Origin of the sequence: Marivirga sp. (assembly GCF_035704835.1) — a bacterium.
GTDB lineage: Bacteria > Bacteroidota > Bacteroidia > Cytophagales > Cyclobacteriaceae > Marivirga.
The window spans coordinates 1-25600 of record NZ_DASSWQ010000072.1; the positions used below are offsets into that span (position 1 = coordinate 1).

General features: G+C 34.8%; 21 protein-coding genes. 14 read left to right on the top strand and 7 right to left on the bottom strand.

The features are described from left to right. The first annotated feature begins 250 nt into the window (after positions 1-250). Entirely contained in the window at positions 251-1201 is a 951-nt protein-coding gene (locus VFM92_RS11715; protein WP_325122413.1) for a TIGR01777 family oxidoreductase, read from the top strand. A gap of 115 nt (positions 1202-1316) precedes the next feature. On the opposite strand, the gene VFM92_RS11720 is transcribed toward VFM92_RS11715, so the two are convergent. Further along, complete coding sequence (locus tag VFM92_RS11720; RefSeq protein WP_325122414.1) at positions 1317-1934, bottom strand: hypothetical protein; 618 nt, start codon at positions 1932-1934, stop codon at positions 1317-1319. 22 nt (positions 1935-1956) lie between these two features. Next, on the bottom strand, positions 1957-2301 hold the full coding sequence (locus VFM92_RS11725) for a tRNA-binding protein (RefSeq protein WP_325122415.1): 345 nt from the start codon (positions 2299-2301) through the stop codon (positions 1957-1959). A 150-nt stretch (positions 2302-2451) separates the two neighbouring features. Here VFM92_RS11725 and mfd point away from each other — a divergent pair, with 150 nt between their 5' ends. The 3 genes from mfd to VFM92_RS11740 all read left to right on the top strand — a co-directional run bounded on the left by mfd (position 2452) and on the right by VFM92_RS11740 (position 8051). Then, positions 2452-5820 (top strand): transcription-repair coupling factor, encoded by a 3369-nt coding sequence (gene mfd / locus VFM92_RS11730; protein WP_325122416.1) that lies wholly within the window; start codon positions 2452-2454, stop codon positions 5818-5820. Positions 5821-5896: 76 nt separating this feature from the next. Further along, a complete protein-coding gene (gene gpmI / locus VFM92_RS11735) occupies positions 5897-7417 on the top strand; it encodes a 2,3-bisphosphoglycerate-independent phosphoglycerate mutase (RefSeq protein ID WP_325122417.1) in 1521 nt (506 codons plus the stop codon). A 55-nt stretch (positions 7418-7472) separates the two neighbouring features. Continuing rightward, positions 7473-8051, top strand: a complete 579-nt coding sequence (locus VFM92_RS11740) for a hypothetical protein (RefSeq protein ID WP_325122418.1) — start codon at positions 7473-7475, stop codon at positions 8049-8051. 375 nt (positions 8052-8426) lie between these two features. On the opposite strand, the gene VFM92_RS11745 is transcribed toward VFM92_RS11740, so the two are convergent. Together VFM92_RS11745 and VFM92_RS11750 are read right to left on the bottom strand one after the other, a co-directional pair. Continuing rightward, positions 8427-8969, bottom strand: a complete 543-nt coding sequence (locus VFM92_RS11745; RefSeq protein WP_325122419.1) for a hypothetical protein — start codon at positions 8967-8969, stop codon at positions 8427-8429. An 88-nt stretch (positions 8970-9057) separates the two neighbouring features. Further along, on the bottom strand, positions 9058-12741 hold the full coding sequence (locus tag VFM92_RS11750; RefSeq protein ID WP_325122420.1) for a lamin tail domain-containing protein: 3684 nt from the start codon (positions 12739-12741) through the stop codon (positions 9058-9060). A 205-nt stretch (positions 12742-12946) separates the two neighbouring features. Between VFM92_RS11750 and VFM92_RS11755 the strand changes: the two genes are divergently transcribed. From VFM92_RS11755 to VFM92_RS11765, 3 genes are all read left to right on the top strand, one after another. After that, positions 12947-13957: an aspartate-semialdehyde dehydrogenase gene (locus tag VFM92_RS11755; protein ID WP_325122421.1), complete on the top strand. Its 1011-nt coding sequence runs from the start codon at positions 12947-12949 to the stop codon at positions 13955-13957. Continuing rightward, positions 13941-15131 carry a THUMP-like domain-containing protein gene (locus tag VFM92_RS11760; protein ID WP_325122422.1) on the top strand — a complete coding sequence of 397 codons (1191 nt, stop codon included), beginning with the start codon at positions 13941-13943 and terminating at the stop codon, positions 15129-15131. The genes VFM92_RS11755 and VFM92_RS11760 overlap by 17 nt, the downstream gene beginning before the upstream one ends. A 257-nt stretch (positions 15132-15388) precedes the next feature. Further along, on the top strand, positions 15389-16834 hold the full coding sequence (locus tag VFM92_RS11765) for a trypsin-like peptidase domain-containing protein (protein ID WP_325122423.1): 1446 nt from the start codon (positions 15389-15391) through the stop codon (positions 16832-16834). A gap of 62 nt (positions 16835-16896) precedes the next feature. On the opposite strand, the gene VFM92_RS11770 is transcribed toward VFM92_RS11765, so the two are convergent. Continuing rightward, the gene (locus VFM92_RS11770; protein WP_325122424.1) at positions 16897-17670 is read right to left on the bottom strand and encodes a DUF4382 domain-containing protein; all 774 of its coding nucleotides are present in this window, start codon (positions 17668-17670) and stop codon (positions 16897-16899) included. 210 nt (positions 17671-17880) lie between these two features. Further along, positions 17881-18864, bottom strand: a complete 984-nt coding sequence (locus VFM92_RS11775) for a zinc dependent phospholipase C family protein (RefSeq protein ID WP_325122425.1) — start codon at positions 18862-18864, stop codon at positions 17881-17883. Positions 18865-19132: 268 nt separating this feature from the next. Between VFM92_RS11775 and rpsT the strand changes: the two genes are divergently transcribed. The 3 genes from rpsT to VFM92_RS11790 all read left to right on the top strand — a co-directional run bounded on the left by rpsT (position 19133) and on the right by VFM92_RS11790 (position 20590). Beyond that, positions 19133-19387, top strand: coding sequence for a 30S ribosomal protein S20 (gene rpsT, locus VFM92_RS11780; RefSeq protein WP_308350945.1), 255 nt, complete (start codon positions 19133-19135; stop codon positions 19385-19387). A 113-nt stretch (positions 19388-19500) separates the two neighbouring features. After that, the gene (gene radC / locus VFM92_RS11785) at positions 19501-20205 is read left to right on the top strand and encodes a RadC family protein (RefSeq protein WP_325122426.1); all 705 of its coding nucleotides are present in this window, start codon (positions 19501-19503) and stop codon (positions 20203-20205) included. A 16-nt stretch (positions 20206-20221) separates the two neighbouring features. Next, a complete protein-coding gene (locus tag VFM92_RS11790; protein WP_325122427.1) occupies positions 20222-20590 on the top strand; it encodes a hypothetical protein in 369 nt (122 codons plus the stop codon). Here the strand turns inward: VFM92_RS11790 and VFM92_RS11795 are convergent. Continuing rightward, a complete protein-coding gene (locus VFM92_RS11795) occupies positions 20575-21774 on the bottom strand; it encodes a PAS domain S-box protein (protein WP_325122428.1) in 1200 nt (399 codons plus the stop codon). The genes VFM92_RS11790 and VFM92_RS11795 overlap by 16 nt on opposite strands. Before the next feature lie 185 nt (positions 21775-21959). Between VFM92_RS11795 and VFM92_RS11800 the strand changes: the two genes are divergently transcribed. The 4 genes from VFM92_RS11800 (at position 21960) to VFM92_RS11815 (ending at position 25547) form a co-directional block, all read left to right on the top strand. Then, positions 21960-22484 (top strand): acyl-CoA thioesterase, encoded by a 525-nt coding sequence (locus tag VFM92_RS11800; protein WP_325122429.1) that lies wholly within the window; start codon positions 21960-21962, stop codon positions 22482-22484. Next, positions 22484-22969 (top strand): hypothetical protein, encoded by a 486-nt coding sequence (locus VFM92_RS11805; RefSeq protein WP_325122430.1) that lies wholly within the window; start codon positions 22484-22486, stop codon positions 22967-22969. The genes VFM92_RS11800 and VFM92_RS11805 overlap by 1 nt, the downstream gene beginning before the upstream one ends. 100 nt (positions 22970-23069) lie before the next feature. Further along, complete coding sequence (locus tag VFM92_RS11810; protein ID WP_325122431.1) at positions 23070-23360, top strand: transcriptional regulator; 291 nt, start codon at positions 23070-23072, stop codon at positions 23358-23360. Positions 23361-23621: 261 nt separating this feature from the next. After that, on the top strand, positions 23622-25547 hold the full coding sequence (locus VFM92_RS11815) for a tetratricopeptide repeat-containing sensor histidine kinase (protein ID WP_325122432.1): 1926 nt from the start codon (positions 23622-23624) through the stop codon (positions 25545-25547). The last annotated feature ends 53 nt before the right edge of the window (positions 25548-25600 follow it).

Sequence of the window (25600 nt, forward strand, 5' to 3'; positions counted from 1 at the left end):
CATGCCCATAGCGGACATCGGCTCAGTCCAACATCGTTTTATTCATCATTCTTCATACCTCTACATTCAGGCACCAATTATGGTGTTTTCACCTATTTTTATTTACTTTTAGTGAACGATGAATAAAACGCTATAATGTTATAAATGTCTGCATTAACAATTTACAAAAATCACGCCCTTTTTAAATTAGCTTATTTATAAATCCAACTTATTTGATTATCATGAGTTAAAAATGGTAGAATAAATAACTATGCAAAAAGTATTAATAACAGGCGGCTCAGGTTTAGTAGGTACAGAATTTTCGGCTTTATTGAAAGATAAAGGTTATGAAGTAGCACATCTCACCAGAAATAAAAAAGATAATTATCCGTACCAGCAATTTGAATGGGATATCAAAAAGCAAGAAATGGAGGAAGAAGCCATTAGATTTGCTGATGTGATAATCCATCTTGCTGGAGCTGGTGTTGCCGATGAAAAATGGACTGATAAGAGAAAAAAAATAATAATTGATAGTAGAACAGAATCTGCAGCTCTTTTGCATAAAACCATCGCTAAAATGCCAGATGAAGCGCCAGAATATTTTATCAGTGCAAGTGCTATTGGTTATTATGGCATGGACACAGGTGATAAATTAGTAGACGAGGACACCAATGCTGGTAATGATTTTTTAGCAGAGGTCACCAAAAAATGGGAAGCTGCAGCCGACCAATTTAAATCATTAAAGATTCCCACTGCCAAAATCAGAATTGGTATAGTTTTAACGGATAAAGGCGGTGCTTTACCGCAACTAGCAAAACCAATTAAACTAATGGCTGGAGCTCCTCTTGGCTCAGGCAAGCAATGGATGAGTTGGATTCATATAGATGATTTAGTAAGATTATTTCTGCATGTGCTAGAAAATAAATTGACTGGTGTTTACAATGGTGTTGGTTTTAATCCAGCAACCAATAAAGAAGTTACCAAAGCCGTGGCTAAAGTTTTAGATAAACCTTTAATTCTACCAAATGTCCCTGCTTTTGCAATGAAACTATTGTTGGGAGAAATGGCCCAAATGGTATTGGGTGGAAATAAAGTGAGTGCCGAAAAAACGCTAAAATCTGGATTTGAATTTAAGTTTGAGAAGCTGGGTGATGCGTTGGAGGATATTTATAAAGCCCCCTTAACCCCCAAAGGGGGAACTTTTCTCACAGATTTATCTTAGTAGAAAATGATAATTTTCATCTTTAACAATTTAAATTTCTTGATAAGAAATCAAATTAAAATGCAAATGTATTAACGTGAGTATCCCCCTTTGTGGGTTAGGGGCTGGTGCTTGGCTAAAGAAAAACCCAAAAACTCAATATCAATATTGCCCACAAAATGCCTAAAAAGTGCCAGCCTTTGGTGAGTAGCTCATATTTCAAATGCCAATAAGGGTTGGTTTCTGCTATCAGATATTGAACAGGATCTTTAGAAATGCTTTGAGTTTGAAGAATTAGAAAGCCTAAGTAAGTGTGAGCTGCTAAAAAGTGTAGCGCATGCAAACCAGTCAAAACATAGAAAAAGGAGGAAGAAACTTCAGAAGAAAATAGCACATCTGATTCTCTCAATGCTTTCCAGCCTAAGAATTGGCATAAGGCAAATCCTAAACCTAAAAAGAAAGTAAATCGCAAAGCGGTCAGCAAGGATGAAATTTCTTCAGTTTTAAAAAGACTGTGAATAGGATGAATCATAAAACTGGAAGCTGCAATCAAAACAGTGCTTAAGGCAAAGACGGCTGGGATTTCAATCTCCTTTTGCCCTCCGTTGCTTAAGCTCATAAAAAATGAAAAAAGCAAAAAAAGAAAGATTAGCGTACTTCCTACTAAACTTAAAATAAAAATCATTTTATAAGGATGAAGTCTCTCCACTCTCTCGAAAAATGACAAATCTTCTTCTGTTATTTTCTTATCCATTTTATACAAGTCTTACACCTATTTAAGCAATTTTTAATCCATTTTTTGCAGTTTTATCTACATTTATTAAACTAATTTTATCTCCATCTACTGCCCCTAAAACCAAACACTCACTCATGAATTTGGCGATTTGTTTAGGTGGGAAATTCATGACCGCTACTATCTTTTTACCGGGCAAATCTTCCAGTTTATAGAGATTAGTAATTTGAGCTGAGCTTTTTCTTATTCCTAGTTCTCCAAAATCAATTTGCAGCTTGTAAGCAGGCTTTTTGGCTTCAGGAAATTCCTCTGCTTTTACTATTGTGCCCACTCGCATTTCAATCTTGGAAAAATCTTCCCAGTTAATCTCATTAGTCTCTTCATTCATAACTCTTTATCTTTCGTTTTAGTTATTTTATTGTTAAATCATTTAGTGATTATTGAACTATGCGCCTTTCCCGAGAGTTTGTTTTACCTTTGCATATTGTTTACGGATTTGCAAGGCAAAAGTCAGCGCAAAATTTAAATCATATTTACTTTGAAGATTAAAGACTTTCTAAAATTATATAAAGATGATGCCATTATGCAAACGATGGTGGCTTCTCTCAAAGCAAACGAAGACCAAACCATCCAATTTAAAGGATTGTTAGGCAGTTTGGATGCTATAGCCGTGGCGGTTTCCCATCAGTTAAATCATCAAAATCAACTCATCATTTTGCATGATAAGGAGGAAGCTGCTTACTTTCAAAATGACTTGCAAAACCTTTTAGATTATAAAGAACCTCTTCTTTTTCCTACATCTTATAAAAGAGCTTATCAATTTGATGAGACGGAAAATGCCAATGTGTTGATGAGAGCGGAAATACTAAATCGCATAAATAATAAATCATCCACTGGAGAAATTATTGTGACTTATCCTGAGGCACTTTCAGAAAAAGTAATCAATAAAAAATCATTAAAATCAAATACCTTCACTGCCAAAGTAGGCGAAAATCTCAATGTGGAATTCATTGCGGAATTATTGCAAACCTATGATTTTGAACCAACTGATTTTGTGTATGAGCCAGGGCAATATGCCATTCGTGGTGGAATTATCGATATCTTTTCCTACGCTAGCGATGAGCCTTACAGAATAGAATTATTTGGGAATGAAATTGACAGCATCCGAACTTTTGACGTGGCTACTCAGCTTTCCACCGAAACGGTAAAACAAATCAACATCATCCCCAATGTGCAAACCAAATTACTGGAAGAACGCAGGGAATCGCTTTTGGAATACATTCCCAACAACACTAAAATTTGGTTTAAGGATTATAAACAGACGCTGGATGTACTTCAGCAATATTTCGATAAAGCTTCCAATTCTTTTCAAGAAATATTGAAAAGCACCAATCAAACAAAGGTGGTTTTGGAACCTGAGATGTTGTTTGAAACCACCGAAAGTTTTGAAACAGGTTTAAAAAAATTCCTCAAAATAGAATTTGGTAATCGTTTTTACTTAAAAGCCGATAAAGAATTTGAATATAAAGCCAAGCCTCAGCCATCTTTCAACAAAAACTTTGATTTAATAGCTGAAACTTTATCCAGCAATCAGGAAGCAGGTTTAGTTAATATCATTTCCTCGGAATCAATAACGCAAACTGCGCGCTTAAAAAATATATTTGAGGAAATCGACCCTTTCATCAAATTCCAATCTTTAGCAATTAGTTTAAGAGCAGGATTTGTCGATGAGCAATTGAAATTAGCCTGCTATACCGACCACCAAATATTCGAGCGTTTCCATCGCTACAAAACCAAGGACAAGCAAAGCAAATCCAAAGCCATCACCATTCGAGAACTAAAAAATCTTCAGCCAGGGGATTTTGTGACGCATATCGATTATGGCGTTGGGCGTTTCGCAGGCATGGATAAGGTGGAAAACAATGGTAAAAAGCAGGAAGTTATTCGCTTAATTTATCGGGACAATGATTTGCTTTATGTCAGCATACACGCGCTCCATAAAATTTCAAAATACAGCGGGAAAGAGGGAAATAATCCTACTATCAGTAAATTAGGCTCACCTGAATGGGAAAACAAAAAGAAGAAAGCCAAGAAGCAGGTAAAAGACATTGCCAAGGATTTAATTGAGCTTTACGCCAAGCGAAAATCTGCCCTAGGCTTTGCTTGTGAAAAAGATAGTTTCCTGCAAGCAGAATTAGAATCCTCTTTTATTTATGAAGATACGCCCGACCAAGCCAAGTCCACTGCGGACGTTAAATTGGATATGGAGCAAGCACATCCGATGGACAGATTGGTCTGCGGGGATGTGGGATTTGGAAAAACGGAAGTTGCCATTCGAGCAGCTTTCAAAGCGGTAGATAACAATAAGCAAGTGGCGGTTTTAGTGCCTACCACCATTTTAGCCATGCAACATTTCAGGACTTTCTCTGAAAGACTAGAAAAAATGCCTGTCACGGTGGAATACATTAACAGATTTAAATCCACCAAGCAAATCAAAGATATTCTTAAGCGCACCGCTGAAGGCAAAGTTGATATTCTCATAGGCACACACCGAATCGTAAATAAAGATGTGAAATTTAAGGATTTGGGCTTGTTGGTGATTGATGAAGAGCAGAAATTTGGAGTTTCGGTAAAGGATAAATTAAAGCAATTCCGTGTGAATGTGGATGTACTGACTCTGACTGCCACACCAATTCCTAGGACTTTGCATTTTAGTTTGATGGGCGCAAGGGATTTAAGTGTGATTCAAACACCTCCTCCAAACCGTCAGCCTGTGACCACTCAATTAAATACCTTCAATGAAGAAGTATTGCGAGATGCTATTGCCTTCGAATTGCAAAGAGGCGGTCAGGTCTTTTTTGTCCACAACCGAATTGGCGATATCGAGCAGGTCGGCAATATCATTCTTAAATTAGTGCCCGATGCTCGCATTGGCGTTGCCCACGGACAAATGGATGGCGCCAAATTAGAGAAAGTGATGATGCGCTTTATCGAAGGGGAATATGATGTACTGGTCTCCACCAATATCATCGAATCAGGATTGGATATTCCAAATGCCAATACCATTATCATCAATCATGCACATATGTTTGGCATGTCCGATTTGCACCAAATGAGAGGTCGGGTTGGGCGTTCCAATAAAAAGGCTTTTTGCTATTTGCTGACTCCTCCAACCATTGGTTTGAGTTCCGATTCTCGAAAAAGGCTGACCACATTGGAAGAATTTTCGGATTTGGGAGATGGCTTTAAAGTCGCCATGCGAGATTTGGATATTAGAGGAGCTGGAAATATGTTGGGTGCGGAGCAAAGTGGATTTATAACCGATTTAGGTTTTGATATGTATCATAAAATTTTGGATGATGCCGTAGCAGAACTGAAAGAAAGCCATTTTGCCGATTTATTTAAAGATGAATTAGCCAAAAAGGCAAAAATCATTGCTCAGGATTGCACCATAGAAACTGATTTGGAAATCCTGATTCCTGAGGATTATGTGGGCAATATAACCGAAAGATTGAGCCTTTATTCTCAATTGGATAATATTAAAAATGAGGAAGAATTAGGCGTTTTTGAAAAGTCACTGGAAGACCGTTTCGGGAAAATACCTGAGCCTGTTTACGATTTAATCGAAACCGTTCGTATCCGCTGGAAAGCAGAAAGCCTTGGTTTTGAGAAATTGTTAATTAAAAATGGTAGTTTAAAAGCTTACTTTGTGTCAGCTGATAATAAGAAATACTTCAATTCAGATATTTTCGGCAGGATTTTAATTTTTGTTCAAACGCATCCTAAAAAGTGCAAAATGAAAGATTACAAAGGCAGACCGATATTAAAAATCGAGGATATAGAAAACATAGAACAAGCCAAAGCCATTATATTCGATATGGCAGGAGAAGAAGTGGAAACGGCTTAGTGATTTTTTTAACAATCTGTATATTTACAGCGTAAATACTATTTCAAAGAGAATTTGCTGAAGAAAAACCTACAACATGAACAAAAAAGTAATCTTAATGATATTGGATGGCTGGGGTTTAGCTACCAACAAAGAAGTTTCCGCTATTGACAAAGCCAACACCCCTTTTGTGGACAGCCTTTACGGGAAATACAAAAACAGCAAACTAGATGCATCTGGTTTGGCAGTGGGTTTGCCTGAAGGGCAGATGGGAAATTCTGAAGTCGGGCATATGAACATAGGTGCTGGCAGAGTAGTCTATCAGGATTTAGTTAAAATCAATAAGGCAATAGAAGAAAAATCCATCAAGGAAAACCCGGTTTGGGCGGAAGCAATGGATTATGCCAAAAAGAACAATAAAAATGTGCATTTCATCGGATTGGTTTCTGATGGAGGCGTGCATTCCCATATCGGGCATCTGAAAGGTTTATTGAGTTTGGCGCATGATGAAGGCATTAAAAACTTATTCGTTCATGCTTTTACGGATGGGCGTGATACTGACCCAAATGGTGGAAAAGCTTATCTTAAGGATGTTGAACAGCATGCCGAAAAAACAGGAGCTAAAATTGCTTCCGTTACGGGTAGATATTTCGCCATGGACAGGGATAACCGATGGGAAAGAGTCAAACTGGCTTACGATGCCTTGGTGAAAGGTGTAGGTAAAAGCACTGATTCCATAGCAAATGCCTTGCAGTCTTCTTACGATGAAGGCGTTACGGATGAATTTATAAAACCAATTATACAAACTAAAAATAGAAACCCTATTGCTAAAATTGAAGAAGGCGATGTGGTGATTTCATTTAATTTCAGAACCGATAGAGGTCGGGAAATCACTCAAGCTTTAACCCAAAAAGCTTTTCCTGAGCAGGAGATGAAGCCATTACGTTTGCATTACATCACCATGACCAAATATGATGATACTTTCAAAGGAGTGAAAGTACTTTTCGAAAAGGATAATTTGACCAACACTTTAGGTGAGGTTTTAGAAAAACATGGCAAGAAGCAAATCCGAATTGCCGAAACAGAAAAATATCCGCATGTTACTTTCTTTTTTTCTGGCGGAAGGGAAACAGAATTTGAAGGAGAGAAACGCTTGATGTGTCCTTCTCCCAAAGTAGCCACTTATGATTTACAGCCAGAAATGAGTGCCTATGACATCCGAGATAAAATCATTCCTGAATTGAAAGCAGGAGATCCGGATTTCGTTTGCTTGAATTTTGCCAATCCTGATATGGTGGGGCATACTGGAGTTTTCGAAGCTGCAGTTAAAGCTTGCGAAACGGTAGACGCTTGTGCCAAAGCAGTGGTGGATGTAGCAAAAGAAAATAGATATGCCACCATCATCATTGCTGACCATGGAAATTCCGATTTCATGATAAATGAAGATGGAAGTCCGAATACGGCTCATACCACCAATTTAGTGCCTTGCATTTTAGTTGATGATGAGTTTAAAGGCTCTATTAAAGACGGTAAATTAGGAGATTTAGCACCTACTATTTTGAAAATCATGGGTATTGAAATCCCTAAAGAAATGACAGGCGATATTCTTATAAATTAATATATTTGAAAGAGTCCTTAATTTGACCTCTTTTTTGATTCTATTTAACCTGATTATGAAAAACTTTAACAAAATTCTTTTTACTCTTACATTCATATCATTTTTAGCCTGCGAAACAGCAGTAAGGGAAAAACCCATCAATGAATATTATGATGTAGATGCGTTGATCAACAGGCAGTCAAAATTACTATCGGAATTACAGCCAAAAATTATAAAATCAATTATGGTAGACGGAAAACAAGAGACGGATACAATGCAATTTGATTCTTTAGGCTGGAAAAATGAGCTGGAAGTATTCAAGTTAGCCGACATCAATAAGCCTACTTTATATGATGCCTATGAAGCCACCGAAGAACAAACTAGCAATGGGAAAATTTGGAGGTACACTACAGAAAAGCCTTCACTAGGCATAGAATATTTGTATGTGTATTTTGATAAGGATAGTGCAGTTACTAAACTGGAGGCCCGTTATCATGAAAATAATGCGCTTTATGTTTCAGAAAGAAATTTTGAAATCAACTTCAAAAAATCCGATGATTTAAGCGTATTAGAATCCTACAAAATCTTCGGCAGACAAAAAATGGCTATGAAAGATAAAGTGACTTTTTCTATTGAGAGTGAGGTGGTGGATTAAATAATACAATTAAAGTACTGATTCATATTTTAAATAGCCGACACCCCAAGCTTTTTCATACAACCACCCCGTCCTACGGACACCCCTCCTTTTCGTAAGGAGGGGAACTGCTTCGAGCAAATTGACGATGTTAATAATAAATTTCTCCAATCCATACTCGACTTATAAAGGTCAAAAAAATACTTAGCAGACTTTTAATGTTTAGCACAATCTGCTGCTCCCCTGTTTTAGGGGAGCTGTCCGAAGGACTGAGGGGTTTAAACTGTCCTTCAATAGATTTAAGCAAAAAGTGTTACTGAGTCAAAATGGTAAATTAAATTGATAGAAAATCAAATTAAACAGTAAATGCAATTCCGTGCGTCTTTCTATCCATAATTAATTGTAACAGTGCGGGTAATGATAAAACAATATTTGATACATTTCTAATTCTATAAATGAGATATCTAAAGCTATACTAGCAGTTGAAGTTTCGAGAAAATACTTTTTACTATAAAGATATTTATCATTAAAATTTACTATCAAATTTGAATTAAAAATTTCATCAAAGCTATTTACATCTTCAGAAATATCAATCTCTTTAACTAATGAAGAAATAGCGCTACTTTGATAAATTTCAAAATAGTTTTCATCTCCTTCTTTGCAACCATATGCTATTTCATTATTTCCTGGGTTTATTCCACCAGAAGCAACTATTATTTCATATTTAAAATCCTTAATGTCTTTCAAAATATTTAAATATTTCTTTAACTCAGGCTTCCTGTAATAATCTTCAGTGTTAACTATATATTCGTTTGCAAGTAATAAATTCTCTACTCTTTTAAATAGATTTGAGCTACATACATCTTCTTTAGAATTTGATTTATTATCACATGATAACATAATCAAAAAAATTACCGAAATAACTATTGAGTTTTTCATTTTATTGTGCCCTTTATTTTAGGTTATTTCCAATACTTTATTAATGTAAATCTAACCCATAAAATTTAATTTTAATGGCATTTCCTTTCTAAAACCCCACCGCAACCCGTTCCTTCACCACCCTAGTATTTCCCTCAGCGGTGAAAAGCTGAAAGTAAATAATATAATATCCTGTTCTTACTTTTCTGCCATTGGAATCCACTCCATCCCAGCGGAAGAAGCCAGTATTGCTGAGGGTTTCATTATTGGCTAGGGTGTTGACAATAGTGCCTTTCATATCGAATATTTTTACCGTGGCTTTCGTACCCGCATCGTCTAGTCGATAATTGATTAAAGTGAAATTTCTGCCCGGCTGATTATGTGCAAAGGTTTTCGGATTAGCTTCTATATTGCCAAAGCTGATATTTTCATTGGTCAGTTGAGAGTTTGGTTTGCCTGGAGTAGCAAAACCCACTGCTGAAGCAGCAGAGCTCCACGAATCTGCTTGATTAATAGGAGCTTCAGGATGAATTCTTTCCAATGAAACGCCATCCACTGTGCGTAAAAATGGTAAATGCAAATCATCCGAATATTCGAAGTACTCCTCTAATTCCTGATTGGCTGAAACTACTCTTACTATTCCTTCTCCATTAGTCAAAGTAGGCAAATTGACCTCCACAATATTTTCCTCATCATGAGAAGTCGGATAGTCTCTATTAATACTTTCTTTATCAGAAGTTAAGGTCAGATGCTGACCAGGTGAAATGATTACATTTTCATTCTCTAGAATTACTTTTTCATCGCTGTTCCCTTCAACTGTCCATCCACTCAGGTTAATATATTTATCTGAAATATTCAACAACTCAATAAAATCTGCCCCTCTTGACTTTTGGTCGTACAACACTTCATTTAAGACTACATCTCCTTGTTGAGGTGGTTCTGCTAAAGCAAAATTTACTTGATTGGCATCAGAACTAATAATATTTCCTACACAATCGGTGAGGTTATTAGCATTTAAACTATAACGAACTTTCACCATTAACTCATCAGCCAAAGTTAATTTTACGGCATTCAAATCATGGATTTCCACACTTTCAATTCGAATTTCAGGACTAATGCTGAATTGATTTCTTCGGATTTGAGTGATGTCAATTGCCTCATTAAAATAGGCTAAAACTTCAGTCGCATTTGGAGCAAAAGCTTTTTCCAATTTAGGCCCATTCTGGTCTATATTTTCTTCGGTTACAGAATTTTCGGTGCCTGGTGTACCTTGAGCTTCAGCAATTGATGCTCTCCAATTGGAAATACCCAAGCAGGGATTTCCTACATCAATGATTTCCAAAGACCAGCCGCCTTCATCATATTTGAAATTTTCTTTGTACCAACTGTCCCTGTAAAAAGCCTGATTAACAATGGTTTCATCGGTGATTAATTGTAAATCATCTCCTCGGTTATTCAAATTGGGCCAAGGACTTAAACCGATTACTCTAGCGTAAGGACTTAAATCTTCCACAGCCGAACTGGGTGCTAAAAGTAAATACTCACCAGCTTCAATATAATTTAGGTCTAAACTTACTGTATCTCGTTCATCCATAAATTTCATATCCGTCAGCGAAAACAGTTGGTCTGTAGGATTATAAATCTCCACATACTGGCGGTTGGGCAATTGCTGGTCTTCATTAGGATTTGCCATAATTTCAGTAATGATAAGTTCATTAAATCCAGGCTTGGCAGGACTGGTCAAAATAATTTCTTGTTGGAAATCCACTATAGCATTTTCAGATAAATCTGATAAACCATCTATTGTTAAAGTATAGGGAAAACCGGCTATCCAATCATTTTCATAAATCAAAACGATTTGATTTTTGCTCCAAAGTCGTGTTTCATGCAAATTTATTTGAGGGGATAAATCATAGTTATCTGGATTCTCGACACTTACCGTATCCAAAGGCTCATCGAAAGTCAGAAGCAAAATAGAATCCGATAGAAATAATAGAGAATCTAATTGAGGCGGAAGGATATCATATAAAAGGCTTGAGGTTAGATTTTCAGAAGTGTTTCTATTGCAATCTTCTACTACATTTATAGAAATTTCATAGTTAATCTGATTGACTAATTCGTTTGCCAAATTCAATTGTACAGTATTATCAAATTCTTCCTGCACTAAAACTTCTGTGATTTCATTTTCAGGAGTTACAATGTATTCAGCATCTGACAAGGAATTTAGATTCATACTTTTATTAAACTGAATTTCCAATTGAGTTGCGGAAATAGCTTTGAAAGAAAGAATTTGAGGAGGATTACCTGTAAATTCTAAATCCATAATACTGTTTTCGCTTCCAGGAGTACCACCCTCATTAGCCTCAGATGCCATCCAATTATTTTGATCAAAGCAAGGCAAATTCGGATTGATGATTTCAATGGAATAACCCCCTTCTGATTTTTCTTCATCCTGATACCAGCTCAAATCAAAACCTAATCCATCCATTTGAATGCCCTTTGGATTTTTGATAGTCACGCTGTCACCACCATTATTGAGCGCACGCCACAAAGACGGAATTAGTACTTCACCAAATTCTGCATAGCTTTCTTCAGCTGATGAAGGAGCTAAAATCAGATATTCTTCAGGATATAAAATATAGGAAGGCAAAATGCCAGAGGATGAAGTGTTATCAGAAATTTCCCAGCCTTGTAAATCAATAAATTTATCAGAGCGATTATAAATTTCTACAAATTCTTCATCGGGCAAGCCCAAAACGGGGGTTGGGTCTGGAAAAAATTCACTGATAATGACGTCTCCAATTTCGGCTTCTTCCACTTCAAAATAGAAAAAATAAATGGTCTCTCTTTCGGATAAATTCCCTTCTAAATCGCTAATTCTTTCTACTGCCAAACTATAATCCAGTCCGCTTTCAAAAGCATTTTCAAAACCCAACCAAACGGTATCCCCATTATGCTGAATTGTGCTCGGTTGAATATCTACCGGACTCAATAAATAATTGTTGATATCAGTTGCAGGAGCTGATGTCACTTCTTCAGAGAACACAATTTGAATCTCATTGGCACTCAAAATTTCATATTCCAAAACTTGAGGTGGTATGGTATCAAACACATAATCTCCCAAATAGACATTATCGAAATAAAAGCTAGTGCTTCGACTTGAAGTAAAATAACATATAAATCCAGTATATGCTGTTTCGATAAAGCTTGCTTCTGTTCCATTAGCGATGGTAGTAAAATTTTCTCCTTTGTTTGGGTCAATGGCAATTTCCCAATTAGCATCTGTATCTCTTCTAACTCTAATGCGAACATCAAAAGCGGATGCAAAATCACCATCTCCTCCTCTGGCTATCAACTGAGAGTTTTCACCATTTCTGTAAAAAAGACTGATGCCGTCTTCATTTCCGTTTTCCCCAATTTCTAAATAATAGCCCTCCTGACTGCTTCCTGCATTTTCAAAATCCCGTAAATCGGAGGTAGTGCTTGCTAAGTAAATCTCCACCTTATTTGAATTGGAAGGACTGAAATCCAAGCTTACATCAAATCGCCATTCTTTCTCATCAAGATTCCCATTTTGTGCTAAAGTGGATAAATAAGCTGGTCGCAAAGGGTCATCTTCGAAATTGAGTTGTAACTGAAAGGAATCATTTACAATAAAATCATTGGTATCTCCTGTCCATTCGGGATTATTGCTGAAATCTTCATCTGAAAAGTCATCTTGTAGATTTTGAGCGTTCAGATTAAAATAATAACAGCAAAATAAAATACTCAGGGGTAGTATCTTTTTTATCATAAGGTTTTGGTTTGGTTCTGTTTCAAATATACTATTTTTGCGAGGAAATCATAAAAAGATGACTGGAATTGGTAGTGATGCAGTTTCAAAAAACAAGAAATGAGATCTCGGATATTTTTTTTGTTTAAATAATAAAAAGAAAATTTCCGAGATGACGTTAGAGTGTCCCTGATTTCAACTCTTTTATTTCACAAAATATATAATCATGAAAATAGCTGTTGTAGGTGCCACTGGCTTAGTGGGTGGAGAAATGTTAAAGGTTTTGGACGAAAGAAATGTCCAATTTGATGAATTACTATTAGTAGCTTCTGCTCGTTCTGCGGGCAAGAAAATGAGTTTTAAGGGTAAGGAGTATACCGTTATCACCTTGGAAGAAGCCGTAAAAGCAAAACCTGATTTAGCTTTATTTTCAGCTGGAGGCGCTACTTCTTTGGAGTGGGCTCCAAAATTTGAAGAAATTGGGACTGTCGTGATTGACAACAGCTCAGCATGGAGAATGCATGACCGCATTAAATTAATTGTGCCTGAAATTAATGGTCATGAAATTAAAATAGACCATCGCATTATTGCCAATCCAAATTGTTCCACCATTCAGATGGTGATGGCTTTGGCTCCTTTGCATAAAAAATATAAAATTCAGCGTATAGTAGTTTCCACTTATCAATCGGTAACAGGAACGGGTAAAGCCGCAGTTGACCAGCTGATGGATGAAAGAGCTGGAAAAGAAGGAAATAAAGTATATCCTCACCCAATTGATATGAATGCATTGCCTCATATAGATGTGTTTTTGGAAAATGATTACACCAAAGAGGAAATGAAAATGGTGAATGAAACCAGGAAAATCTTTAGCGATAAATCAATTGGGCTTACCGCAACCTGCGTTCGTTTGCCTGTAATGGGCGGACATTCAGAATCTGTAAATGTTACCTTCGAAAAAGATTTTGATGTGGCTGAAATAAAAGAAATTTTAGCCAATACGCCTGGCGTGGTTTTGCAGGATGACCCAAAGAATAATGTCTATCCATTGCCATTGAATGCGCATGGAAAAGATGAGGTTTTTGTCGGAAGAATCAGAAGGGATGAATCGGCTAAAAACACTTTGAATATGTGGATAGTAGCGGATAACTTGCGAAAAGGTGCAGCTACCAATGCCGTTCAAATTGCAGAATATATGATTGAACACAGTTTAGTTCATCCTTATGGAATTGAACGATAGAAATGATAAAATCTGGGAATTTATAAATAACCTTGAGCAGGATCATCCTGCTCAATTGGTTTTAAAGCAAAAGCAATATCCCGATTTACCTTTAAAGGAACTAGCCTCACAAATTGCTTCTCGCCAAAAAGCAAAGACAAAATTACCTGAATGGTATGCTGAAAAGGTTTGGTTTCCTCCAAAGCTTTCGTTGGAGCAATGCAGCTCTGAAGCTACCGCAAAATTCAAATCCAGTTTAATCTCAGGTGAAAGCTTTGCTGATTTAACAGGCGGTTTTGGAATAGATACATATTACCTTTCTCAAAAATTTTCACAAAACCATTATATAGAACAACAAGTGGAACTGTGTGAATTGGCAAAGTATAATTTTGGAGTTCTTAACAGCAAAATTGATATTCATCATTCACAATCTGAGACATTTCTAGAAAACATTCAGAAACCTCTAGATTGGATTTATCTCGACCCAGCTAGAAGAGGAGATGAAAATCAGAAAGTCTTTTTATGGGAAGATTGTAGTCCAAATTTAGTAGAGCTTTTGCACCTGCTTTTTGAGAAAGCACAAAACATTATGGTGAAAGCTGCTCCCATGCAAGATGTCAGTAGGGCTATAACAGAACTGGACAATAAAGTAAAGGCTGTTTACATCATCGAGTGGCAAGGGGAAGTCAAGGAGCTACTTTATATTTTAAGCAAAGAAGCAGTTGAATATCCTGAAATCCACGCAGTGCAATTATCAGATGATGGAAATCCATCATTCATTTTCGCAGGCAATAAATTAAAAGAGACTGAAAGTTTTATCGATTTTAAACTACCTCAGCAGTACTTATATGAGCCTTCACCTGCCATGATGAAAGCTGGGTTTTTCAAGCAAATGGCACAGAAATTTCAGCTTTCCAAACTTCATTCTAACACAAACCTGTTTACATCCAACGAAATTAAAGAAGAATTTCCTGGAAGAAGATTTAAAATAATATATCAGATTCCGGTTCAGAAAAAGGAATTGAAAAAACATCTTCCAGAGATGAAAGCTAATTTAGCTAGCCGAAATTTTCCTATGCCTATTGCACAGTTGAAGAAAAAATTGGGATTGAAGGATGGGGGAGACAAATATCTATTTGCTACAACTTTGAGGGGGGAAGAGAAGACTTTATTATTTTGTAAAAAGATGAAATAAGGACATGCTGGAAAGTTATCACTAGATTTTGAGCATTAGTTAGATAGATTACTAAGTCCAAAGTTAAAAGAACAGCCGGTCTGACTATCGTCTAATCGATTCTAGAAGGTTGATCCTATCAATATCAAATTCTAGAACATAATTTTAACTTTTCAGATTTCTCACTTTAAGTTTTTAAAATGTTTCTATAACAGAATTTCGACTATATACGTACGTTAAGTAGTGAGAAAATTAATCCGTTTTAAAACTAAAGTAAGATGAAACAATACTTAAAATTAACATTGAGTGCCTTTATTGGAGGAACTATCGGAGCATTGCTGATATATTATTTAACAGATCAAAATCATCAAAAGAACACTAAAGAGAAGATGTTTCAAGTTCCGATTTCTCAAGTTTCAAATTCTTATAGATCTGAAGAAAGTACAAAATCTTTTAACTCTTTACCAGAGATAGATTTTGTGGAAGCTTCTAAAAATAGCCGAGAAAGCGTAGTATATATCAAAACGGTGTCAGAAGCCTACGGTAGAAGCTCATGGCTAGATTTGTGGTTAGGTGGTGGAGGCAGTATGCAACAAGTTGGTTCTGGTTCTGGTGTAATTTTTAGGTCTGATGGCTATATATTAACGAATAATCATGTTATAGAAGATGCAGATGAAATAGAAGTAGTCCGTAAAAAGAAAACCTATAAAGCTAAATTAGTTGGTCGTGATCCATCTACAGATTTGGCAGTATTGAAAATAGAAGCCTCTAATTTGCCCGACATAAAAATAGGTTCTTCTAAAGATTTGAAAGTTGGCTCTTGGGTTTTAGCAGTAGGTAATCCCTTTAATTTAACATCTACCGTAACAGCAGGAATAGTAAGTGCCAAAGGAAGAGAGCTCAATATTTTAAAAAGTAATTTTCCAATAGAATCTTTTATTCAAACAGATGCTGCTATTAATCCAGGAAATAGTGGAGGTGCTTTAGTAAATCTTGAGGGGGAATTAGTAGGAATCAATACTGCTATAATTTCAAGAACTGGTTCTTATGCTGGCTACGGTTTTGCTGTACCAATTGATATAGCAAAAAAAATTGCTACTGATATTATTAAATATGGAATTGTACAAAAAGCATTTTTAGGTGCTGAAGTAAAATCTTTAACACCAGAATTAGGGAGTATGCTAGGTGTTGATGATTTGGATGGTGTGGTGATAAGTTATATACGCGAGAATGGTGCGGCAGATCAAGTGAATTTACAGGAAGGTGACATAATCCGTGAACTTAATGGAGAGGAAGTGAGCACGCATGCTGAATTTGATGGAAAATTAAGTATGATGTCCCCAGGAGATAAGCTGTATTTAACTTTAGAAAGAAAAGGAGAAATGATTCAAAAAGAGTTGGTTTTAAAAAATAGTGAAAATACCACAGAATTGCTCAAAAGAGATGTCTATTTTTCAGAATCTCTTGGTGTCGAATTTGAATCTGTATCAACTATTGAAAAAGATTTATTAAATATTAATAGTGGAGTTAGAGTTATAAATATTAAGAATGGGTTTTTCAAAAGACTTAATATTGATGAGGGGTTTATTATCACTGCTATTAATGGTGCAACAGTGGATAACCCAAAAGAACTGTCAGATATTTTAGAATCAATAAAGGGAAAAGTAGTGGTGCAAGGAGTGAATAAAAAAGGTATAAAAGCATACTATTCTTATTATTTCTAAATTTGAAAAAAAGAGACTGGCCAGAAATTAGCCAGTCTCTTTTTACTCTACCTTAAATATAATTAGTTATCATCATCTTCATCATCTTCATCATCTTCATCAAATGAATCTTCAAAAGCATCAATAATATCATCCATAGCGTCCATCATTGTATCTGCTAAGTCGCTATTTCCATCTTCATTTGTAGGATTGATTTCTATAATTCCATCACCATTTCCATCAGAGGCAGCGCTAATGTCAACTAATGTAAAAAGATTGTTTAAATTAAATTGAATATTAATTAAAGTAGCTGAAGCATCTTGCAAAGTAAGCATTCCATTTTCGAATTCAATTTCGAAATCTATATCTTCATTATGCCAAAATTCGAAAGGAGTGCCATTAATAGTTCCAGCAATTAAAAATGATTTTCCAAAAATTTCGCTTTCACTGTCTTCATTTTCATTTATGGAGAATTCAAGCTCTTCATAATTCCCTTCAGGTAAATTAACCTCAGCTAAAATTTGTTCTATGCCACTACTGTCTTCTATTAAATCCACTACAAATGGGCCATCTAATTCAATATCACTCGCAAATGGGCCTTCTTCTGCTTCATTATCATCATCAACCTCTAATTCGATTTCTTCAATATTTAAAATGAAAGAATTGATCACGATTTCATTGGCAGTTCTTAGTGTAGTTGGGGTATCATAAACTGCACTTAATTTTATGACTGTATTTTCCTGATTTGTGGCAACATTATCATTATCACATGACATCAAAAATGATGCACCCATGATTGCTAGTAAAACTTTTGATCCCCAAAAATTAATAGCACTTTTCAAATTGTTCTTTTTCATAATTTTTAAATTTTAATTCATACACAAACACCTAAATTCTATAAATAGAATTTTTACTAAGACGAATTAATGATTCTTTTATTTCAAATCGTAAATAAACTTTTAGAGGAGTGCTGTGATTAAATTTTAAGAATGACATTAGTAAATTGAATAAGGTTGGAAGCCTATGCGAAAAAAGATAGTTATAATAGCAGTAGCTTGATTAAGAATTTAATCTTGTACTCCGCTTTCGTGTTGCCTTAGTTGTCTTTCTGAGGATTGAGGGAAGTATTTTTCATCACTAAAAATTGCTCGTTCTTTTATTAAAATATCTAAATTAGGCTGCCCGGCATTGACCCATGCGGTAAACCAATAGTCTCCCACCATTTTTATAGAATTCCGCATTCTTCTTTCCACTTGTCCGCTAAGCATTCGGTGATAGGCTGTGGAGAAGTCTCTAGAATACACTTTCATATTGACGCTTCCTCTCAGCTCAGAACTGTATTTTGCATCATCTGCCATTTTTTGAGTTAATTTTTTTTCAAAACCAAATACCGAATCTAATGCTAAGTGTGCCTCTTTTACCGCATCCCAAATAGCTAATTGTGTATTATCTACATATTCTGCTTTCCCTGTGAAAAAATTATAATCCGCTGAAAAGAGTTCTGGCAATCGTGATTCCCAGAAGCCATGAATTCCATATTGGTCTGTCAATTGTCCATTATAATTTTCAGTAGTATGTAGCGGAACATTTGCATCGGCTATATAATGGCCTAGGTCAGCGGAATACCTTAAAATATCTTCCGCATTATTTTCTTTGAAAGCTTCGGTTAGCTGGTAGGTTACTAGATGAACATGCCAAGGTACTGTTCCGTATGCTTGCAGGGTGTCTTCCGAATATTTTTCTACTGCATCATTCCAGTATCGGGGAAGTTTGTATATAGCACTGTCTCCATATACGTCCAAATCAATGAAATGTCTTGGGGCTTCATAATCTACAGCATAGCGTCTTCTGTCGGGGTTAACTGCATTTTCCGTAATGTATTGAATATGATGTTTGTAAAAAGTAATCATTTCAGGAGGGAGAGTGAAAACGGCTAATCTGTTAATTTTTTGGTGAGCATAGAATCCCCACACTGGCTTTTCATTGAGGTTGAAAGCAGCTACTATGACTAAAAGAAAAGGAATTATGAGGGTAAGAGAAGTTCGTTTCATCTTAGGTTTTTGGCTAATCTAAGTACTAAAGTAAAAATTGTAATGGAAAAAACCATAAAACAGACTCCAATTCAATAGGTGATATATCAATAATATAGCGTATTTTTGGCATTAGTTTTAGATCAGAATTGCATTTTAGATCAATTTCATTCTTTTTTATTAAAATAAATCGGGATAAAAATTGCTAAGTTTTGTTTAATAAAACAAATTCTTTTAAATTTGCAGTCCTTAAAACAGAAAGCAAGAATTTCAATAGACATAAATCAATATGGCAAATCACAAGTCAGCATTAAAAAGAATTCGCTCAAGTGCAGCAAAACGTTTGAGAAATAAGTATCAAGCTAAAACTACTAGAACTTATATTCGTAGATTGAGAGCTACAGAAGACAAGGCGCAAGCTGAAGATCTATTGAAAACTGTAACTTCAATGTTGGACAGATTAGCGAAAAAGAACATTATCCACAAGAAAAAGGCGGATAACAACAAATCTAAATTAGCAAAACACGTAGCTAAATTAGCTTAAGAATTTTTAAGATTTAAATCTTAAGCCTCAACTCCAACAGTTGAGGCTTTTTTTGTTGAGACTAATTTGATAACTTTTGGGCTTAATTTATTTTCAACCATAAATCATCCCAAATGAAAAACGAACAATATTCAGCCGTATCCAGTATTAAAAGCTGGGCTGAAGCCGATAGGCCTAGAGAAAAATTATTAACTCATGGTCGAACAGTTTTATCTGATGCTGAATTAATCGCTATTTTAATTGGTTCCGGAACCCAATCTTTATCTGCAATTGATGTAGGTAAGAATATTTTAGCTGAAGTCAATAACGATTTAAACCATCTTGCGAAATTTTCTGTAAAGGACTTGATGAAATTCAAAGGAATAGGTCAAGCCAAGGCAATTTCAATTATTGCAGCGCTTGAATTAGGCAGACGAAGAAAAGAATCAGCAGTAGAGCAAAAGCCTAAAATTGTTTCCTCTCAAGATGCTTATGATTTGTTGAAATCTGTTATGCTTGACTTGCATCATGAGGAGTTTTGGGTGATGATGTTAAACAGAGCTAACAGGCTCATTAGAATGAAAAGAGTCAGTAGTGGTGGAATTTCTGGAACTGTGGCCGATGTTAAAGTTATTTTTAAGGAAGCTTTAGATCATATGGCATCTGGATTAATATTAGCTCATAATCATCCTTCTGGTAATCGAAACCCAAGTGATCAGGATATTCGTTTAACCAGGAAAATGAAAGAAAGTGGGGTATTGTTAGATATCCCAGTACTTGATCACATTATTTTTGCAGAAGACAACTATTACAGCTTTGCTGATGAAGCAATGCTTTAAAATTGAAGCGTAAATTATGGATAATAACCCGGAATTGAACGGTAAATATTTAGGAACAATCACTGAAGATTTTGTTGCCATTTCTGACACATTAAAAGAAGCGTCCTACGCAATTCGGCAGAGAGGCTTTTCTGAGTATCCAATTTTTCCTATATGTAAAACTGAACAGCCTGTTGGACAGGTTTTGATAGGAGCCGGAGAATTAAATCTTACTTGGAATTATTTTATTACGTACTTGGATGAATTTGTGCAGAGAAAAATCATTGACGAAGACAAAGTAGAAGAATTCAAGCAAGCTTATAAAAATCCAGATGAATTCTGCTGTTTGTTTGTAGTTGATACTGATATGACCAGCTTTGTTTATGTACCTTATCCTGAGGATTGATTATCTCTTTTTTCTTGGATAAGCGATAATGCTGTTCTGCTCAAGCTATCGTTCATTTTTCTGATAACTAGGTCCATTTTATCAGCAGTTGATTTTAGTTTTTCTACTAAATAGGTGGGGTCATCATATTTTTTAAACAAAACGGTAAGTCCCATCATGCTGGTTAAAGGCCCACGGAGTTCATGTGAAGTTTGAAATGCATATTCAGTGAAATCATCTAACAATTTTTGCTGAGTAATTTCTAATTTTTTCTTTTCAGTAATGTCGTAGCTAATAGACATAAATTTATAAACTTCTCCCTGATGATTTTTGATTGGGCTTATCACTACATCTACCCAGTAATCTTTAGCTGATTTCGTTTTGTTATTTATATCGGCTCTCCAGATTTCTCCTGCATTAATCTTCGCCCACATTTCGTTCCAGAATTTTGGTTCATGGTACCCCGATTCTAAAATTTCAATGGGTTTTCCAATGAGTTCGGAAGAAGTGTAGCCACTAACTCTGCAAAACTCACTGTTCACTTCCTGAATATGTCCATTTATCCCAGTTATGGATACTGATGCTGCCTTATCTAATGCTTTTTCAAAATTTTCACGCTCTATTTCTGCCATCAATTTCTCATTTATGTTGATAGCATTAACTATTCTGCATTGCTTACCTTTATATAGAGTTGAATGAGAAAAAATATTAACATAAAAATAATTTCCGAATTTATCCTGATGTAGCCATTCGCCACAATCCTGAAACTCATCTTTTACATTCTTTAAAAATGCTTGCAATTTTGGTTTCTCAGAATTAGGCCTTAATTCATCCACAGTAAGATGCTTCATTTCTTCACTAGAGTAGCCATATTGCATGCTTGCCGCCTTATTAGCAAGTAAGATTTTTTGAGAACTAATCTCAAAAATTAACATAGGGTTTGGGTTATTATTAAATAATCGACTGAAATCATTTTTTACTAATTCAATGGATTTCGTTTTCCTTTTAATAAGATAATATAAAAGAAAAGTAGTAAGACCTACATATAAAAAACCCTTCCATTGGCTAAGCTTGTTTAATGATTCTGATTTTAAATCAAACTTAGTAGCCAAAAAGAACAAAAGCTCATCACTCAAGCCAATCCAGACAATTCCTACTGCTAAATATATGATTGGGATTGTCCAGTTTTTTTCTTCAAATTTCATTATTTATTTGGGACAAATGCTAAAAATTCTACTTTATATAGAATCAATGTAGACAGAAATTCATTTTTAATAAACTGTATGTAATGTTATAGTTAAAGCTAAACTATTATCAACTTTTACTTATTTATTTTTTAGGAAGTCGTTTTACAATCTATATTCTATCTTTGTAGCAAATAATATTTGATATGCCAAAACAAGCAAAAAATCCAAAAGATACTTATACCATCATGACCGAATTGGTATTGCCCAATGATACCAATCCTTTAAATAATTTAATGGGAGGTCGGTTGATGCATTGGATGGATATTGTATCTGCAATAGCCGCGCAAAAGCATTGCAATAGAATAGTAGTGACTGCTTCTGTCGATAATATTTCCTTTCAGCATCCCATTGCACTTGGTGATGTAGTCACTTTAGAAGCAAAGGTGACAAGGGCTTTTAGTTCTTCAGTGGAGGTCCACATCGTTGTCAAAGGTGAAAATATACCTTCGGGAAAAAAATATCCTTCCAATTCTGCATTTTTCACTTTCGTAGCGGTGGACCAATCTGGAAGACCTATTGATGTACCAGAGTTAATTCCAGAAACGGAAGAAGAGCAAGAGTTATTTGATGGCGCTTTACGTAGACGACAATTACGATTAGTACTCGGTAAAAGAATGAAGCCCGAAGAAGCGACTGAACTGAAGTCTATTTTTAAATTAGATCAATAATGAAAATTGAACAAGACTACCTGGCTCAAATCTTTGACGGTGATCAGCTTTTTGTATTAAATGAAGGAAAAGATGCCGTGGAATACGAAATTGAAGAAGATAGTTTAATTCACAAAGAAGTTAAAGAGCCTCAGCATAAATTAGAGACTAAAAAGCCTGAACCGAAAAGACCTCAAAAGGAGGTAGTCATACTGGTTAATGAAAATTTAGGAAATCCTGAAAAGGAAACACTTACAAAATTATTAAAGGCCATTAATATAGAAGAAGGCCAATATGAAATTATATATGAGCATCCTGAGCAATTGAAATCCATTCAGCACTTGAAGCTCTTCCTATCTTTTCATAATCAGTACGTACAATCAAAAGAGTACGCTATTATCAAAATCAATAAGGGTAATGCAATTTATGCTCATAACCTTTCTGACCTTAATCAAGATAATTCCAAAAAACTAATGCTTTGGAATTTGCTCAAAACAATAGTTTGATTTTAAAAGTAAATAATCCTTGTCTCGCTGTAGTATTTTAATTAAGTTTATTATGTAAAGTAGATTACATTGTATATTTTTATAACTTATTATTTACAACATGTTCAAGCCACTAGACCCTTTATTACATTCACAGTTAAGGTTAGCTGTCATGAGTTTGATGATGAATTTTGAAGAAGCTGATTTTAATTTTATCAAAGAAAAAACAAATGCTACTTCTGGTAATTTGAGTGTACAAGTTAATAAGTTGAAGGATGCAGGTTATATTAAAGTGAAGAAGAGCTTTAAGGATAATTATCCTCATACCACTTGTAAGATAACTGAGAAAGGAATCAATTCTTTCGAATCATATTTGAATGCATTGAGGTCATACATTAAACCTACAGATTGAAGTGTTAAAATCAAATCTGATCAACTGAATTTTAGATATAATTTACTTTAATATATAAAGTAAATTACAAAATTTTAAAGTCTTCATTTTGAAATTCCTCAAAATTATAATTAGCACCTGTTTATTAGCCTTGAATTAAAGAGAATTGAAATAATTCGTTTTTTTGAATAAATTAGTAATGGTTCTATAAAAATTAGGTGAAATATTTATAGAATTATAGTGCAATAGGTTAATTTCAATTTTTAACATTCGAAAAGTACTGTGATTATTCTATTCAACATTATTCTTTTAAATTATGGCTTAGCTATTGGTGCAGATACCGAGGATTTTGAAAATGTACTTAAAAAGGGTGATTCTTGTTTAGTGGCCGAGAATTATTCCTGTGCAATTCAATTTTACAGGAGGATAGACAATGATTCAACAGAGTTTCAATCTGAAACTCAGCGCTTGGAATTTTATCTGAATTATTCAAATGCATTATTTATTACAGGTGAATATCCTAATTCATTGGTTAGCTATGAAAAGCTAAAAACGATTGCGATTCAAAATCAAAATAAATTTTATGAAGGAAAAGCAAGTTCTGGAATTGCACATTCACTATGGCGCATGACAGATAATGTTGAGGCAATAGAAGAGATTTTGAGTGCTATGGCGATTTTTGAGCAGTTGGGTGAAACAGCTCATTTAATAGAAGCTGCTAATATATTAGCTGGAATTTATGTTAGCATTGAAAAGTATGTAGACGCAAGAGAAATATATCAAAAAATGTTAGATGAGGCAATCCAATCGAATGATTCATTTAGCATCGCTACTAATTATGAATATTTAGGCATAGTAGATTATTATGAAGGAGCTTATAAAAGTGCAATTAATTATTATAAGAAGTCCCTGGCAATAAATGAAAAAGGTGATAATTCATTCAGACTTTCGATTAACCTAGGCAATTTAGCGGAAGCAAAAATGGAATTAGGTGAATATCAAGAAGCTCTTGATTTACTCCATCAAGCAATTAATTTACAAGAAAGGCACCAATACAAATCAGTATTAATTTATAGTTATTATACCATAGGTAAAATTCATACCCGCATTCAATCTTATGATAGTGGGTTGTACTATTATGAAAGGTCACTTCAAATGATGGATGCAACTTCTGAAACTAGAGATCGACAAGATGTTTACAGACTAATTGCAGAGAATTATGCTAAAAAAGGTGCATTTAAAAAAGCTTATGAATTTCATAGATTACATAGTGCTGAAAAAGATTCGCTGACTGCATCTGAAAGAACTCGTGAGTTAGAGGAAATTAAAACGCGCTATGAAGTTGAAAATAAAATAAAGGAGAATGAATATTTAGTACTTCAAAATTCAGAAAAACAGAAAGAACTTTATGCACAACAAGAACTGATTCAATTGCACTATACAATCGGAATATTAATCGTGATGTTCCTGGTTCTCTTACTATTTTTAGCTATTAAGTTATACAGCGTGAGACAAACCCTCATAAACGCCAATAATAGTAAAGACAAACTTTTTGGAATTATTGCTCATGATTTAAAAGGACCAATTGGAAATATTGAAACCATACTCAGCTTAGCCCAAACAGAGAAGGATGAGAGCAGAAAAACTGAATATTTTGAATTTCTAAATAAATCCATTCAAAATTTATCCGCACTTACAAACCAACTGCTCTCGTGGAGATTTAGCCATAAAGGGGATTTTAATTTCAAAATGGAGAAGGTCGCAATTAAAGAAATTTCAGATAGAACTATTGATTTGTTTGATTATCAGCTTGCAGAGAAAAATATTAGAATAATTAATACAATTAAAGATAATCTTTATGTTTCAGCCGACAAGAATGCCTTATTGACCATATTCAGAAATGTAATTTCTAATGCAGTTAAATTCACTTCAAAAGGAGGTGAGATTAAATTGGAAGCTGCACAGAAAAGTAGTTGGATTGAAATTAAAATTCAGGACAATGGTGACGGAATGCCTAAAAGTGTAATTCAAAAAGTATTAGATGGTAAACACATAGTTAGCAGTTCTGGAACTGATAATGAAAAGGGGAGTGGTTTAGGATTCTCCATTGTTTTACAATTTATCAAAAAATTGAAGGGTAATATGGATATCCATAGCGATGAAGGAAAAGGTACCACCGTTATGATCAAATTGAAAAAGATAACTTAAAGTAAATAGCTCATTTGTTTACTTCATCTTTAATCTACTAGAAAATATTTCTA